The sequence below is a fragment of the Streptomyces huasconensis genome (genome assembly GCF_021028635.1).
GTDB lineage: Bacteria > Actinomycetota > Actinomycetes > Streptomycetales > Streptomycetaceae > Streptomyces > Streptomyces huasconensis.
In genome coordinates, this window is sequence record NZ_CP086119.1 from 3,705,897 (window position 1) to 3,719,789 (window position 13,893).

Annotated in this window: 15 protein-coding genes; 7 read left to right on the forward strand and 8 right to left on the reverse strand. The window is 70.2% G+C overall.

The features are described 5' to 3' along the window. Positions 1 to 50: 50 nt before the first annotated feature. From cysS to J2N69_RS16830, 5 genes are all read right to left on the reverse strand, one after another. Positions 51 to 1,454 (reverse strand): cysteine--tRNA ligase, encoded by a 1,404-nt coding sequence (cysS, locus tag J2N69_RS16810; protein WP_230901519.1) that lies wholly within the window; start codon positions 1,452 to 1,454, stop codon positions 51 to 53. A gap of 80 nt (positions 1,455 to 1,534) precedes the next feature. Next, the gene (locus J2N69_RS16815) at positions 1,535 to 1,939 is read right to left on the reverse strand and encodes a PPOX class F420-dependent oxidoreductase (protein ID WP_127911783.1); all 405 of its coding nucleotides are present in this window, start codon (positions 1,937 to 1,939) and stop codon (positions 1,535 to 1,537) included. Between the two features lie 94 nt (positions 1,940 to 2,033). Further along, complete coding sequence (ispF, locus tag J2N69_RS16820; protein ID WP_127911782.1) at positions 2,034 to 2,543, reverse strand: 2-C-methyl-D-erythritol 2,4-cyclodiphosphate synthase; 510 nt, start codon at positions 2,541 to 2,543, stop codon at positions 2,034 to 2,036. Beyond that, positions 2,533 to 3,264 carry a 2-C-methyl-D-erythritol 4-phosphate cytidylyltransferase gene (ispD, locus tag J2N69_RS16825; RefSeq protein WP_230901520.1) on the reverse strand — a complete coding sequence of 244 codons (732 nt, stop codon included), beginning with the start codon at positions 3,262 to 3,264 and terminating at the stop codon, positions 2,533 to 2,535. Before ispD ends, ispF begins: the two co-directional genes overlap by 11 nt. 283 nt (positions 3,265 to 3,547) lie before the next feature. Next, the gene (locus J2N69_RS16830) at positions 3,548 to 4,030 is read right to left on the reverse strand and encodes a CarD family transcriptional regulator (protein ID WP_003953493.1); all 483 of its coding nucleotides are present in this window, start codon (positions 4,028 to 4,030) and stop codon (positions 3,548 to 3,550) included. Positions 4,031 to 4,736: 706 nt separating this feature from the next. Here J2N69_RS16830 and J2N69_RS16835 point away from each other — a divergent pair. After that, positions 4,737 to 5,474, forward strand: a complete 738-nt coding sequence (locus J2N69_RS16835) for a copper chaperone PCu(A)C domain-containing protein (RefSeq protein ID WP_230901521.1) — start codon at positions 4,737 to 4,739, stop codon at positions 5,472 to 5,474. Between the two features lie 81 nt (positions 5,475 to 5,555). Here the strand turns inward: J2N69_RS16835 and J2N69_RS16840 are convergent, their stop codons facing one another. Both J2N69_RS16840 and J2N69_RS16845 read right to left on the reverse strand, forming a co-directional pair. After that, positions 5,556 to 6,236, reverse strand: coding sequence for a two-component system response regulator PhoP (locus J2N69_RS16840; RefSeq protein ID WP_127911779.1), 681 nt, complete (start codon positions 6,234 to 6,236; stop codon positions 5,556 to 5,558). After that, positions 6,233 to 7,543 (reverse strand): two-component system sensor histidine kinase PhoR, encoded by a 1,311-nt coding sequence (locus J2N69_RS16845; RefSeq protein ID WP_230901522.1) that lies wholly within the window; start codon positions 7,541 to 7,543, stop codon positions 6,233 to 6,235. The genes J2N69_RS16840 and J2N69_RS16845 overlap by 4 nt, the downstream gene beginning before the upstream one ends. A 274-nt stretch (positions 7,544 to 7,817) precedes the next feature. On the opposite strand from J2N69_RS16845, the gene phoU reads away from it, so the two are divergent. The 6 genes from phoU to J2N69_RS16875 all read left to right on the forward strand — a co-directional run bounded on the left by phoU (position 7,818) and on the right by J2N69_RS16875 (position 12,831). Further along, positions 7,818 to 8,501, forward strand: a complete 684-nt coding sequence (phoU, locus tag J2N69_RS16850) for a phosphate signaling complex protein PhoU (RefSeq protein ID WP_127911777.1) — start codon at positions 7,818 to 7,820, stop codon at positions 8,499 to 8,501. Positions 8,502 to 8,994: 493 nt separating this feature from the next. Continuing rightward, a complete protein-coding gene (locus tag J2N69_RS16855) occupies positions 8,995 to 10,995 on the forward strand; it encodes a YncE family protein (protein ID WP_230901523.1) in 2,001 nt (666 codons plus the stop codon). A gap of 180 nt (positions 10,996 to 11,175) precedes the next feature. Continuing rightward, the gene (locus tag J2N69_RS16860; protein WP_230901524.1) at positions 11,176 to 11,397 is read left to right on the forward strand and encodes a hypothetical protein; all 222 of its coding nucleotides are present in this window, start codon (positions 11,176 to 11,178) and stop codon (positions 11,395 to 11,397) included. A gap of 127 nt (positions 11,398 to 11,524) precedes the next feature. Further along, on the forward strand, positions 11,525 to 12,163 hold the full coding sequence (locus J2N69_RS16865; RefSeq protein ID WP_230901525.1) for a response regulator: 639 nt from the start codon (positions 11,525 to 11,527) through the stop codon (positions 12,161 to 12,163). Positions 12,164 to 12,227: 64 nt separating this feature from the next. Beyond that, positions 12,228 to 12,572 (forward strand): SMI1/KNR4 family protein, encoded by a 345-nt coding sequence (locus J2N69_RS16870; RefSeq protein WP_230901526.1) that lies wholly within the window; start codon positions 12,228 to 12,230, stop codon positions 12,570 to 12,572. A gap of 7 nt (positions 12,573 to 12,579) precedes the next feature. After that, on the forward strand, positions 12,580 to 12,831 hold the full coding sequence (locus J2N69_RS16875) for a hypothetical protein (RefSeq protein ID WP_230901527.1): 252 nt from the start codon (positions 12,580 to 12,582) through the stop codon (positions 12,829 to 12,831). Between the two features lie 126 nt (positions 12,832 to 12,957). Here the strand turns inward: J2N69_RS16875 and J2N69_RS16880 are convergent, their stop codons facing one another. Next, positions 12,958 to 13,719 (reverse strand): phosphoglyceromutase, encoded by a 762-nt coding sequence (locus tag J2N69_RS16880; RefSeq protein ID WP_230901528.1) that lies wholly within the window; start codon positions 13,717 to 13,719, stop codon positions 12,958 to 12,960. Positions 13,720 to 13,893: the final 174 nt, after the last annotated feature.

Sequence of the window (13,893 nt, forward strand, 5' to 3'; positions counted from 1 at the left end):
TCTATGAAGTGTGCCGCCCACGAGGCCGGGCGGCACATCAGTGGTGCCGGTCAGCGCGGACCGAGCGTCCAGCGGGGCCCGCTCGGGCTGTCCTCGACGACGAGTCCCGACTGGCCGAGCTGGTCGCGCAGGGCGTCGGCGGTGGCCCAGTCCTTGCGGCCGCGGGCGGCCTCGCGCTGGTCGAGGACCATGCGCACGAGGGCGTCGACCACGCCGTGCAGGTCCTCGCCGCGGTCGCTGTCGCCGCCGGCCCAGTGCGGGTCGAGCGGGTCGAGCCCGAGGACGCCGAGCATGGCCCGCACCTCGGCGAGGCGCGCCACGGCGGCTTCCTTGTCGTCGGCGGCCAGGGCGCTGTTGCCCTGCCGGACCGTGGTGTGCACGATGGCGAGCGCCTGCGGGACGCCCATGTCGTCGTCCATGGCGTCGGCGAACGCGGGCGGCACCTGGGCGGCGGGCTCGACGGTCCCGCCCGCCATCTCCACCACGCGCTGCACGAAGCCCTCGATGCGGGAGAAGGCGGCCTCGGCCTCGCCGAGCGCCTCCGGGCTGTACTCGATCATCGAGCGGTAGTGCGGGGTGCCGAGGTAGTAGCGGAGCACGATGGGCCGCCACTCCTTGACCATCTCGGAGACGAGCACCGAGTTGCCGAGCGACTTCGACATCTTCTCGCCGCTCATGGTGACCCAGCCGTTGTGCACCCAGTACCGCGCGAACGCGTCGCCGAAGGCCTTGGCCTGGGCGATCTCGTTCTCGTGGTGCGGGAAGATCAGGTCGATCCCGCCGCCGTGGATGTCGAACTCGCGGCCCAGGTACTTGTGGGCCATCGCCGAGCACTCCAGGTGCCAGCCGGGACGGCCGCGGCCCCACGGGGTCTCCCAGCTGGGCTCGCCCTCCTTGGCCGCCTTCCACATGGCGAAGTCACGCGGGTCGCGCTTGCCGGTCTCGCCCTCGCCGGACGGCTGACGCAGGTCGTCGAGGTCCTGGTTGGACAGCTCCAGGTAGCCGGGGAAGGACCGCACGTCGAAGTAGACGTTGCCGTCGGCCTCGTAGGCGTGGCCGCGCTCGATGAGGCCGCGCATCATCTCGACCATCTCGGTGATGTGGCCGGTGGCGCGCGGTTCGTAGGTGGGCGGCAGGCAGCCGAGCACGTCGTAACCGCTGTTGAACGCGCGCTCGTTCTCGTACCCGATCGACCACCAGGGGCGGCCCTGCTCGGCCGACTTCTTGATGATCTTGTCGTCGATGTCGGTCACGTTGCGCACGAACGTGACGTCGTAGCCGCGGTAGGCGAACCAGCGGCGCATGATGTCGAAGTTCAGGCCGGACCTGATGTGCCCGATGTGCGGGGCCGCCTGCACGGTGGCACCACACAGGTAGATCGAGACGCAGCCGTCGGTGAGGGGGCTGAAGTCACGGATCTGCCGGGCGCTGGTGTCGTACAGGCGAATCGTCACCACTCCAGGGTAGTGGGCGCGGGACAGTGCCCCACGCCCCTCCGCCCACAGGGCGACGCAACTGTGACGTCCGGCCGCCCTCAGACGCGCCCGACGACCTTGCGCGGCGTCACCCGCACCACGACCCGCGGGGAGTCGTTCACCGAGTCCGGGTTGAACTCCGCGTACTTCTTGCCGGTGTACTTCAGCGACAGCTCGTCGATCAGCTCCTGACCGCCTTCCGTCGTCATCTCCGCCGTGCCGCGGATCTCCGCGTACGTGTACGGGGCGTCGAAGGGCTGGAGCAGCACCGTCACGCGCGGGTCGCGGCGGAGGTTCTTCTCCTTGCGGCGGCCGGTCGTCGTGGAGAACAGCACGTCGTCGCCGTCCCGCTTCACCCAGACCGGCGACAGCTGCGGGCTGCCGTCGGGCTGGATGGTGGCGACGATGATGAAGGACGGGGCGTCGAGCAGGGCTTTGAGCTGGTCGGACAGTGCGGCGGACATGGCTTCACTCCTTCGTGGACAGCTGGCTGCGAGAGCCTCGCCGGTACGAGCCATACACCTACCCGATATCCCCGGTGCCCGCCCGGCGTCCGCCTCAGGGCGCGGCGCGGACGACCAGCGCGGTGGCGATCGCGGCGAGTCCGTCCCCGCGGCCGGGGAAGCCCAGGCCGTCGGTGGTGGCCCCGGAGACCGAGACCGGCGCGCCCGCCGCCTCGGAGAGCACCTTCTGGGCCTCGTCGCGGCGCTTGCCGATCTTCGGGCGGGGGCCGATGACCTGCACCGCCACGTTGCCGATGGTGAACCCGGCGTCGCGCACGATGCGGGCGGCCTCGGCGAGCAGGGTCAGGCCGGGGGCGCCGGACCACTCGGGGCGGCCGGTGCCGAAGTGCGCGCCGAGGTCGCCGAGTCCGGCCGCCGAGAACAGCGCGTTGCACGCGGCGTGCGCGACGACGTCGGCGTCGGAGTGTCCGGCGAGCCCCGGGCCCTCGTCCTCCCACTTCAGGCCGGCGCACCACAGCTCGCGGCCCTCTTCGAAGGCGTGGATGTCGGTGCCGATGCCGACGAGGGGCAGGACGGGGGCCGGGGCGGGCGTCTCAGAAGCCATCGTTGGCCCTCCGGCGGGCGAGCACGGCCTCGGCGAGGAGGAGGTCGAGGGGCCGCGTGACCTTGAAGGCCTCCTCGTGGCCGGGCACGACGACGACGGGCAGGCCCAGCTGCTCGACCATGCTCGCGTCGTCGGTGACGTTGTCGGTGACGCTCTCGTGGGCGCGGACCAGCGTGGCGCGGTCGAAGCCCTGCGGGGTCTGCACGGCGCGCAGCCGGGCCCGCTCGGGGGTGGCGACGACGGCTTCGGCCTCGCCGGGGGCCGCCGCGGGCTCCACCTGCTTGACGGTGTCGGCGAGCGGCAGCGCGGGCACCACGGCGGGCGCCCCGTCGCGCACGGCCTCGATGACGCCGTCGACGGTGTCGACGGGCACGAGCGGGCGGGCCGCGTCGTGCACGAGCACGATGTCGATGCCGGGCGGCAGCGCGTCCAGGCCGGCCCGCACGGACTCCTGGCGGCTCTCGCCGCCGGGCACGACGAGGAAGTCGGTGCGCTCGGGCAGCGCGTGGTCGTCGAGGAGCGTCTTGACCTCGGTGGCGCCCTCCGGCGGGGCCACGACGACCACCAGGGAGACGGCGCGGGAGGCCGCCATGGCGCGGACGGCGTGGATGAGCATCGGGGTGCCGTTCAGCGCGCGGAGCGCTTTGGGGGCGCCAGGGCCGAGGCGCACGCCCCGTCCTGCCGCGGGGATGACCACCGCGGTACGGGATTCGCTAGACATCGGTTCCGTTCAGGTTTGTGTGCTCGGCCGACGTGGGTATGGCCACACCGTGCCGGGCGCGACGTCTCGACCGGACCCTTCCGTGACATCTGGTCGAGCCAGCTGCCCGGGCCCGGCACGCCAACACGGTCTCTGGGGGGCCGCCACCACGTCCGGCGACGTTCGGGTTCGCATTTCGGGTACGAATATGCCGCAGCGCCCGGCGACTCCGGTTAAGGGTCAGCGGGCACCGCGGCATCATTGCGCCATGGGCGGCCGTGGCATGCGCCTCAGGCCACCGGCATCAGGACGCGAGGACCTCGTCCAGCAGGGCCTCGGCCTTGTCCTCGTTCGTGTTCTCCGCGAGGGCGAGCTCGCTCACCAGGATCTGCCGAGCCTTGGCGAGCATGCGCTTCTCACCGGCGGACAGTCCCCGCTCGCGCTCCCGACGCCACAGGTCACGCACGACTTCCGCGACCTTGATGACATCGCCCGAGGCGAGCTTCTCGAGATTTGCCTTGTAACGACGCGACCAGTTCGTGGGCTCTTCGGCGTACGGCGCGCGCAGCACCTCGAAGACCCGGTCCAGCCCGTCCTGACCGACCACATCACGCACGCCGACGAACTCCGCATTGTCCGCTGGCACACGCACCGTCAGGTCGCCCTGGGCGACCTTCAGCACCAAGTAGGTCTTGTCCACGCCTTTGATCTGGCGAGTTTCGATGGCCTCGATCAGCGCGGCCCCGTGATGGGGATAGACCACGGTGTCGCCAACCTTGAACGTCATGTGACAGGTACCCCTTCCGTGGCTATCCATCCTAACACGAGAATCGCCTCTTCTGAATGGCGTTTTCGCAGGTCAGGGCATATCTCGGGGCTTGACAACAGCGACAGGAACGTGCTGCGGAGGGTCTCCGGAACGGGGTATTCGCAGGTCGGAGCGGCTCTTCGGGGAGGGAGAAACGTGGGCGATACGCACCCCTCAGGAGGGCCCGGAGCGGCCGAACGTCCCGGTTTGCGCGGTTCCAAGCGGTGAACTTTCGCTACGCCGTTCGGTGGGCGGAGAGGCGTCCGGTACGCCGTCCGGGGCGATTCCGGAATTGATCAAGGCAACCCGGTGATCAATTCCGCGGGCACCAGCACATTCCTTGCCCTCGAAGCCTTCCTTACCGGAAATCCGCGGGGCGGGCCGGGCCGCCACGTGACCTCGGTTATGTGAATGGCGGACGACGGATGATCCCAATGAAGCGTGCGGGGTGAACGCGAAGAGAGAGACAAGGGAGAAGAGGCGAGACGAGGGAGACGGGAGAGAAGAGACAGGGGCGCGAAGAGGCGCGGCGGTCGGTCCCGGGCAGGCTCGCCGCCTCCAGGGGGCGGGTCGGGTGCGGCGGCCGGGGAACGGGTCGATACCCTAAGCGCGCTGACACACCCTTAGGGCGGCTTTACGGCCGCCCGCCCCCCGTACCGCCCACGTTCAAGGAGTTGCCGCCGCCGTGAGCCGCAGCCTTCGACGCGGCGCCCTCGCCGCCACCGCCATCGCGTTCTCGCTCGCCTCGCTCGCCGCGTGCGGCGCGGGCAACAACGCTCAGACGCTGGGGGTCAGGCCGGACCACGCCGCGACCTCCGTCGGTGACATCAAGATCCAGAACGCCATGGTCATCACCCAGCCGGACCTGAAGGCCAAGGGCCCGGCCGTGATCTCCGCGACGATCTTCAACGGAGGCACGACCGACCAGACCCTCGACTCGATCACCCTCAAGGGTGTCGACGAGAAGGCCAAGATCACGCCCGCCAAGGACGACAAGGCCGCCAAGCAGAACGGCCGGCTGACCATCCCGGCCGGCGGCTCGGTCGTCCTCGGCGGCAAGGACAACGCCTCCGCGGTCCTGCCCAGCGGCCGCGAAGCGGTCAAGGACGGCGACGCGCAGCAGGTCACCTTCGCCTTCAGCGAGACGGGCGCCGTGAAGCTCGAGGCGTTCGTCGTGCCGGCCGAGAGCTACTTCGCCAAGTGGGGCCCGACCGAGGTGCCGCAGGCCCCGGGCGCCGGGGCGGAGAAGTCCGCGAAGCCGGGCCAGTCCGGAAAGCCGGTGCGGTCCGGTGAGCCGTCCGACTCCGCGTCGGGTGCCGCCACCGACCCGTCGGGGCACGCCTCGGACGCCGCCGACACCGACCCGTCGGACTCCGCCTCGCACAGCGCGGGCACCGGCACCGATACAGGCACCGAGCACTGATCGACGTACGTACGTGAGAGAGGGCGGGAACCCCACCGGGTTCCCGCCCTCTCTCACGTCTCACGGGCCGCCGCCCTCGGTTTACGGCTCGAACTTGTAGCCGAGGCCGCGGACCGTCACCAGGTAGCGCGGGGCCCCCGGGTCCGGCTCGATCTTGGCGCGCAGCCGCTTGACGTGGACGTCGAGGGTCTTGGTGTCCCCCACGTAGTCCGCGCCCCAGACGCGGTCGATGAGCTGCATGCGGGTCAGGACGCGGCCCGCGTTGCGCAGGAGCATCTCCAGGAGGTCGAACTCCTTCAGCGGCAGGTCGATCTTGGAGCCGGAGACGGTGACCACGTGGCGGTCGACGTCCATGCGGACCGGGCCCGCCTCCAGGGCCTGCGGAGCGACCTCCTCCGGCTCGCCGCGGCGGCGCAGGACCGCGCGGATGCGGGCGACCAGTTCGCGCGAGGAGAAGGGCTTGGTGACGTAGTCATCGGCTCCTATCTCCAGACCGACCACCTTGTCGATCTCGCTGTCCTTGGCGGTGACCATGATCACCGGGACGTTGGAGCGGCTGCGCAGCTGACGGCAGACCTCGGTGCCTGGCAGGCCGGGCAGCATCAGGTCGAGCAGGACGAGGTCGGCGCCGTTGCGCTCGAATTCGTCGAGTCCGTCCGGGCCGGTGGCCGCGATGGCGACCTCGAAGCCCTCTTTGCGGAGCATGTAGGACAGAGCGTCGCTGAAGGATTCCTCGTCCTCGACGACGAGCACTCGGGTCACGGAAGGACCTCCGGGGCAGGGATGGGTTCGTACGTAGTGGTCTCGTCGGTCGGGGCGGTATCGGCTGCGGCGCCGGTTCCACCGCCGTGACCTGGTCCGCGGTCGCGGTGCGCGGCCGCCTCCGGCAGCCGCAGGGTGAAGGTGGAGCCCTGTCCCTCGGAGCTCCACACGGTGACCTCCCCGCCGTGGGAGGCGGCCACGTGCTTGACGATGGCGAGGCCGAGGCCGGTGCCGCCGGTGGCCCGGGAGCGGGCCGGGTCGACGCGGTAGAAGCGCTCGAAGATGCGTTCCTTGTCCTTGTCGGAGATGCCGATGCCCTGGTCGGTGACGGCGACCTCGATCATGTCGCCGCCCTGCGCGGTGACCCTGCGGGCGGCGATGCCCACGCGGGTGCGGGCGGGGCTGTAGTTCACCGCGTTCTCGACGAGGTTGCCGAGGGCCGCGGCGAGCTGGCCGCGGTTGCCCCAGATCTGGAGCGCGGCGGCGCCGCCCTCCCGACGGGCGCCGTCGCCCTCGGCGGAGGGGCTCCCGCCTATCGAGGCGGCCAGGGTGATCTGCTTGTGGGAGGCCTGGTGACGGCTGCGGTCGATGGCCTCGGCCACCAGTTCGTCGACCGGTACGGGCTCGGCGTCCTCCAAGGGGTCGTCGTTCTGGACCCGGGAGAGGTCGATCAGCTCCTGCACGAGGTTGGTCAGGCGGGTCGCCTCGATCTGCATGCGGCCCGCGAAGCGCTCGACGGCCTCGGGGTCCTCGGAGGCGTCCATGACGGCCTCGGAGAGCAGGCTGAGGGCGCCCACGGGGGTCTTCAGCTCGTGCGACACGTTGGCGACGAAGTCGCGGCGCACCGCCTCGATGCGGCGGGCCTCCGTGAGGTCCTCGACCAGGAGCAGCACGAGCCGGGAGCCGAGCGGGGCGACCCGGGCGGAGACCGCGAGGGCCTCGCCGCGGCCGGTGCCGCGCCGGGGCAGGTCCAGTTCGACCTGGCGTATCTCGCCGTCGCGGCGGGTGTCGCGGGCCATCTTCAGCATCGGCTCGACGGCGAGCTTGCCGCCGCGCACGAGCCCTAGGGCGTACGCCGCCGAGCTGGCCTTGACCACGCTGTCGGCCTCGTCCAGGACGACGGCCGAGGAGCGCAGCACGGACAGCACCGTGTCCACGCCCGGTGGCAGTACGGCGTCGGTGTGCAGGGAACTCCGGGTGGGGCGTTTCTGGTCGCGCTCGCTCCAGCGGAACGCCAGCATGGCGATGACACCGGTGCACACCCCGGCGATCGCTGCCGCTGCGGCGACCGCCGCGTTCACGTCCATGTCTCCAGGTTATGCGCCTGGTGAGTGCCGTCCACAGCCATTCGGGCGCGGCCTCGAACACTCGTCGCCCAGAGTTCACCGAGGGGACGGCACCGGTTCATTTCTCCCGAAGGGCCCGGCCCGAGGGGTGATCGGAGTTGTCATCCCGTGTCGCCCACAGTTCACCTTGATGACAGGGATGGTTCATTCGAGGTGCCGGAAACGGACGCGTCCGGGCCGCACCGTGGGAGCGTAGGGGCCAGCCCCCTGAGACGTACGAGAGAGGGACAGCCACATGCGGGACGCGTACCACGAGGAACTTGACTCGATCGGGGAGAGCCTGGTCGAGATGGCCCGCCTGGTCGGGTCCGCGATCGGGCGCGCCACGACGGCCATGCTCGACGCCGATCTGAAACTGGCCGAGAGCGTGATCGCCGCCGACCAGAAGGTGGACGATCTCCAGCACGAGCTGGAGGCACGCGCGATAGCCCTGCTCGCCCGGCAGCAGCCGGTCGCCACCGACCTGCGCATCGTCGTGACCTCGCTGCGGATGAGCGCCGACCTGGAGCGCTCGGGCGACCTCGCCCAGCACGTCGCCAAGCTGGCCCGGCTGCGCTTCCCGGACGCGGCGGTGCCGCGGGACCTGCACGCCACGATCCTGGAGATGGGCCAGCTCGCGCAGCGCCTGATGGCGAAGGCGGCGGAGGTCATCATCACCAAGGACGTCGACCTCGCGCTCCAGCTGGAGCAGGACGACGACGAGATGGACCAGCTGCACCGCACCCTCTTCCAGCACCTGATGGACGACCGCTGGAAGCACGGCATCGAGACGGCCGTCGACGTGACGCTGCTCGGCCGCTACTACGAGCGCTTCGCGGACCACGCGGTGTCGGTCGCGAAGCGGGTCGTGTACCTGGTCACGGGCGAACACGCGGACGAGATCCAGCCGTCGGGCCCGGCCCCGGTGGAAGGGGCCTGAGCCCTTCGGGCCGCCCCGCGCACGTCACGGTGCCCCGCACGACGTCACGGTGCCCCGCACGACGTCAGGTGGTCGTGCGGGGCACGGTCTTGCACCCGTTCCCGCCGGTCTGTCGGGCGGGCGTCAGCCGCAGCTGCCGCCGCACTGACAGGAGCCGCCGGACTGGCAGCCACAGCTGCAGCCGGGGCCGCAGGAGCAGCTCATCGGTATGACTACGGGCTTGGGAAACTCGGCCATGGGTCTCCTCCTCGAAGGCGTACTGGCGTAACGGCGTACCGCTGTACTCGCGTACTGCCTGCCCCCCATTGCAACCCCGCCGGGCAGGGCGCATCAACGGCGCACGCGCGCGTGGAGCGTCCGGACCGGCCTCCGAGCGAGCCCTCAGGTGAGGCACCCTCCTCGGCTGTCACACGCGTGCCATAACCTGCGCTCTGACGGGGGGCACCGGCTCGGGCAGACGGCCCGGGCCCACTCATGTGGGGGGCCACATCACATGCACGCAGTACGGAGCGCTCGTACGCGCGGAATCTCGACCGCGACGGCGCTCGCGGTCCTCTTCGGCTCGGTGGCGCTGACCGCCGGCACGGCGGGCACCGCGGCGGCCGACTCCGCCGAGGTGCTGCCCGTCTCCGCGGTGGGCGACATCGTCGTGGACGGCGCGCACCAGCGGGTGTACGTCTCCGACCCGCTCGTCGGCAAGATCGTCGTCACCGACTACGCGGGCAAGGTCGTGGGGACCCTCACGGGCCTGCCGGGCGTCTCCGGCCTGACGCTCTCGGCCGACTCCGGACAGGTCTACGCGGCGGTCACCGACAAGAACCGCATCGTGTCCGTGGAGACCACCACCTACACGCAGACCGCGAGCTACGACCTCACCGGCGCCAAGGGCCCGGCCACCCTCGAAACGGTCGACGGCAAGGTGTGGTTCGGCTACGAAGGCGGCATCGGCTCGCTCGACACCTCCGGCGCCGAGCCGGTCGTGAAGCCGGCCCAGGGCCCGGGCGTGGACTGGGAGGGCGCGCCGCTCCTCGGCGCGGACCCCAAGGCCCCCGGCGTCCTGGTGGCCGGTGAGAAGGCCGGCACCTGGGCGGACGTGGCGGTGTACGACGTCTCGGGCGCCGAGCCGGCGCTGCGCACCACGAAGACCCTCACCGGCAACTTCGAGGACCTGGACCTGACGCCGGACGGCGAGCAGGTCCTGACGACCTGGGACGACGGCCACGGATACGCGTTCCCGGCGTACTCCACCAAGGACCTGACCCGGGAGACGCGTTACCCCACCGCCCCGTACCCGAACGCCGTGGCCATCGCCCCCGACGGCACCATCGCGGGCGGCAGCATGTCCGCGTACGACCCCGACGTGCACATCTACCAGCCGGGCGTGAAGGTGCCGGTGCGGGAGTACGACTTCCCGAACACCGGCGACACCAGCGGTGCCGACAAACTGGTGCCCGCCGCCCTGGCCTGGGCCCCGGACGCGAGCCGTGTCTTCGCGGTGTCCGTGAACTCGCACGGCACGTTCACGCTGCGCTCCATGGGCGAGCCGGGCAAGTCCCTGCCCGTCTTGACGCTGGACGCTCCGGAGAAGGCGCCCCGCGCGAAGCCCCTGACCGTCACCGGCAAGCTCACCGACACGGTGCCGCTGCCGGCCGGCACGCCCCTGTCGATCACGCGCACGGACGCGGAGTCGCCCTCCGGCACGGCGCTGCCCGACGTCAGGACGGCGGCGGACGGCTCCTTCGCCTTCACCGACAGCCCGCCGACCGGCGGGAAGGTGACGTACAAGGCGTCGTACGCGGGCGACGCCACGCACGCCGCGGCCTCCGCGTCGGACGAGACCGAGGTCGCGCGCTCCAAGACGACGCTGACCCTCGACAAGGACGGCAAGGTCTACGGCTACGGCGCGGACGTCTCCTTCACGGCGCACCTCGGCACGACGTACAAGAACCGCACCGTCGAGATCTGGGCCGACCCGTACGGCGCCGACAAGCCCAACAAGCTCGTCAAGAAGGGCGCCGTCAACTCCCGCGGCGACCTGAAGGCCACGGTCGACATGCGGCGCGACACGAAGGTCACGGCGGTCTTCTCCGGGGACGCGCGCTCGGCCTCGGCGACGGCCACGTCGACGGCGTACGCCAAGGTGAAGATCTCCACCGCCGTCTCCAAGCACTACCGGACGGGCACGGTCGGCTCCACGAAGTACCACTACTTCCACAAGAACACCGGCCCGGCGTTCACGACGACGATGACGTACCACGAGGGCCGCAAGCAGCGCTTCACGATCGAGATGTACGGCACCGACCGCAAGTGGCACGCGGTCGGCTCCAAGTACTTCAAGCTCGCCCCCGACGGCACGTCGCCGGTCCGCCTGGAGGCACCGGGCGAGTCAGGCCTCCGCGCGCGGGTCCGTTCGTCGTACGTGAACGGTTCGTCGGGCGACGACGTCAACGCGACGACGCACGGCGGGTGGAAGTACCTGATCTTCACGCGCTGAGCCGACCGCGCGTCGGCCGCCGCCGGGCGCCTCCGGCGGGTGGCATACGCGCTCAGCACGTGCCGATCCGGCCGTGAAGGAACGTTTTGCTGCCAAGTGGGGGCAAGTGGGCGGCCGGGCAGGCGGGTTGGGGGTTACACAGGTAGGCCGGGACGTTGTCGCCATGAGGGGGCCTGGCCGATGGTGCTGACGATCAACGTGGCGGTTCTCCTGGCAGTCGTCATCGTCCTGCGCCTGCGCAGACGTACGCAGGCCAGGAGCCGCAACGACGAGCAGCTGACGGTGGCGATCGTGCTGGTCTTCGGCGTCCTGATCGCGCCGACGGGGTTCGGGCAGTGGATCGCGGAGGTGGTGGGGGAATTGGCGCGGGGGATCTCGGAGTCGGGAGGCGGCAGCCCGTGAGGTACGGCGAGGAGGCACCGCTCGATGCAGGGCGAGTAGGCACCGCTCGATGTACGAAAGCGAATAGGCCCCGCTCGATCTACTCATTCGCCGTACGTCGCCGACGGTCCGGGACGATCATTGCTCCATGCCGGAAGCGATATGGATCAAGTTGATCGGCACGTTGCCCAGCATCTTCTGGGCGATTTTCGCCATCATCGTCTACCTGTCCTTACGGGAGACGATCATCCACCGCCTGGTTCCCCGGGTCACCGCGCTGCGGGCCCTCGGGGTCGAGGTGGAGATGGCGGGCCAACTGCTCGAACAGGCGGCCGAGCACAGCGACAGCCCCGTGACGCCGACCATGAGGCGCGGGGTCCTGAGCAGACTGGAGCACGCGGCCGACACGCTGAAGGGCGGCAGGCTCCTCTGGATCGACGACCATCCCGAGCACAACGGCAGCCTGATCAGCCTCTTCCGGTCCATGGGCATGGTGGTGGACACGGCACGCTCAACCGCCGAGGGACTGACCGCGCTACGGCACGGCTCGCACGACATCATCCTGAGCGACATGGACCGTGACGGCGACCCCCGGGCAGGCATCACCATGCTCCGTGAACTGGAGGACGCGGGCGTCGACCTCCCCGTGGTGGTGCACGCGCAGAACTTCAACCCGGAACTGGGCGTGGACAGCCGCATCTTCGCCGGGACCAACAACCCGGTGGAAGTGGTGCACTACGTCATCGACCTGATGGAACGCATCCGGTTCGCGGCACCGGAGGTCTGAGCGCCGGCCTTCCCACACGCCGACAGGAAGCCAGTCGCACGTGGTTGGCGCTAGCGTTACGGCGGTGACCAGCAATGAGGGAGTGCGCCTGGGTGCGCAGGCCGCACACCGCCTGGCGGAGACGGGCCTCCACGACTTCGCACCAGGGCTGACGGACCGCGAGTTCGCGCGCATCGAGCGTGAATACGGCTTCGAGTTCGCCGACGACCACCGCGCGTTCCTTGCCGCCGGCCTACCGGTCAACGTGCCTCCCGAGGACGGGCAGACCTGGTCCAGGCCCTGGCCGGAGTGGCGGGGCGGCGACCTGGGCAGCTTGCGTCGACAGCTCGACTGGCCGGTCGAGGGAGTTCTCCTCGGCGTCGAACACAACGGGTTCTGGTTACGAGGGCTGGGGCGAGCGTCCGCCTGAGGAAACGGTGGCACTGGATACCGGGCGGCGTCATCTGGCGGAGGTACCGGTGCTGATACCCGTGTATGCCCACCGATACTTGCCCGCCGGGCGGGGCAGCTTCGGGCATCCGGTGCTCTCGGTGTGGCAGACCGACATCATCTGTTACGGGCTGGACCTGGTCGACTACATGCATCAGGAGTTCGACGAGGCGCGAGGCGAGGTTGACGAAAGCTGGACCCCACAAGCTACGGCGCCTTTCTGGCGGGACCTCCTCTGATACCTCGGAGTAGACGGACAGTGGCGGGAGCGCCCAGTTCGGGAAACTCGGACCCGCCCCGCGGCAGCGAAAAGCCCCCCGCCAGCGGCGAACCCGCAGGCAGGGGGCTTGAAGCTGAAGACAGGGCTACTTCTTCTTGCCCTGGTTCTTGACCGCCTCGATCGCCGCCTTCGCGGCCTCCGGGTCGAGGTAGGTGCCGCCCGGGTTCAGGGGCTTGAAGTCGGCGTCCAGTTCGTACGAGAGCGGAATGCCCGTGGGGATGTTCAGGCCCGCGATGTCGGCGTCGGAGATGCCGTCCAGGTGCTTGACCAGGGCGCGGAGGCTGTTGCCGTGGGCCGCGACCAGGACCGTCTTGCCCGTCAGGAGGTCGGGGACGATGCCGTCGAACCAGTACGGGAGCATGCGGACGACGACGTCCTTCAGGCACTCCGTCTGGGGGCGCAGCTCCGGCGGGAGCATCGCGTAGCGGGGGTCGGAGAACTGGGAGTACTCCGCGTCGCGGTCCAGGGCGGGCGGCGGGGTGTCGTACGAGCGGCGCCACAGCATGAACTGCTCCTCGCCGAACTCGGCGAGCGTCTGGGCCTTGTCCTTGCCCTGGAGGGCGCCGTAGTGGCGCTCGTTCAGGCGCCACGAACGGTGTACGGGGATCCAGTGGCGGTCGGCCGCCTCCAGCGCCAGCTGCGCGGTGCGGATCGCGCGCTTCTGGAGCGACGTGTGGACCACGTCGGGGAGCAGGCCGGCGTCCTTGAGCAGCTCACCGCCGCGGACCGCCTCCTTCTCGCCCTTCTCGTTGAGGTTGACGTCCACCCAGCCGGTGAACAGGTTCTTCGCGTTCCATTCGCTCTCGCCGTGGCGGAGGAGGATCAGCTTGTACGGTGCGTCGGCCATGCCTCTGAGCGTAATCGAACCCCGACGGGCCCCGCGCGCGCGGGGACGGGCAGGGGCGAAGGTGAGGGGTGACGGTTTCCGTTAATCGGGTGGCGGGGACACGTGGTCGGCTCGTAATATGCGCTAACCGCTTCAGACGCTTACATCTACGCTTACATTCAAGCTTCCATCCCG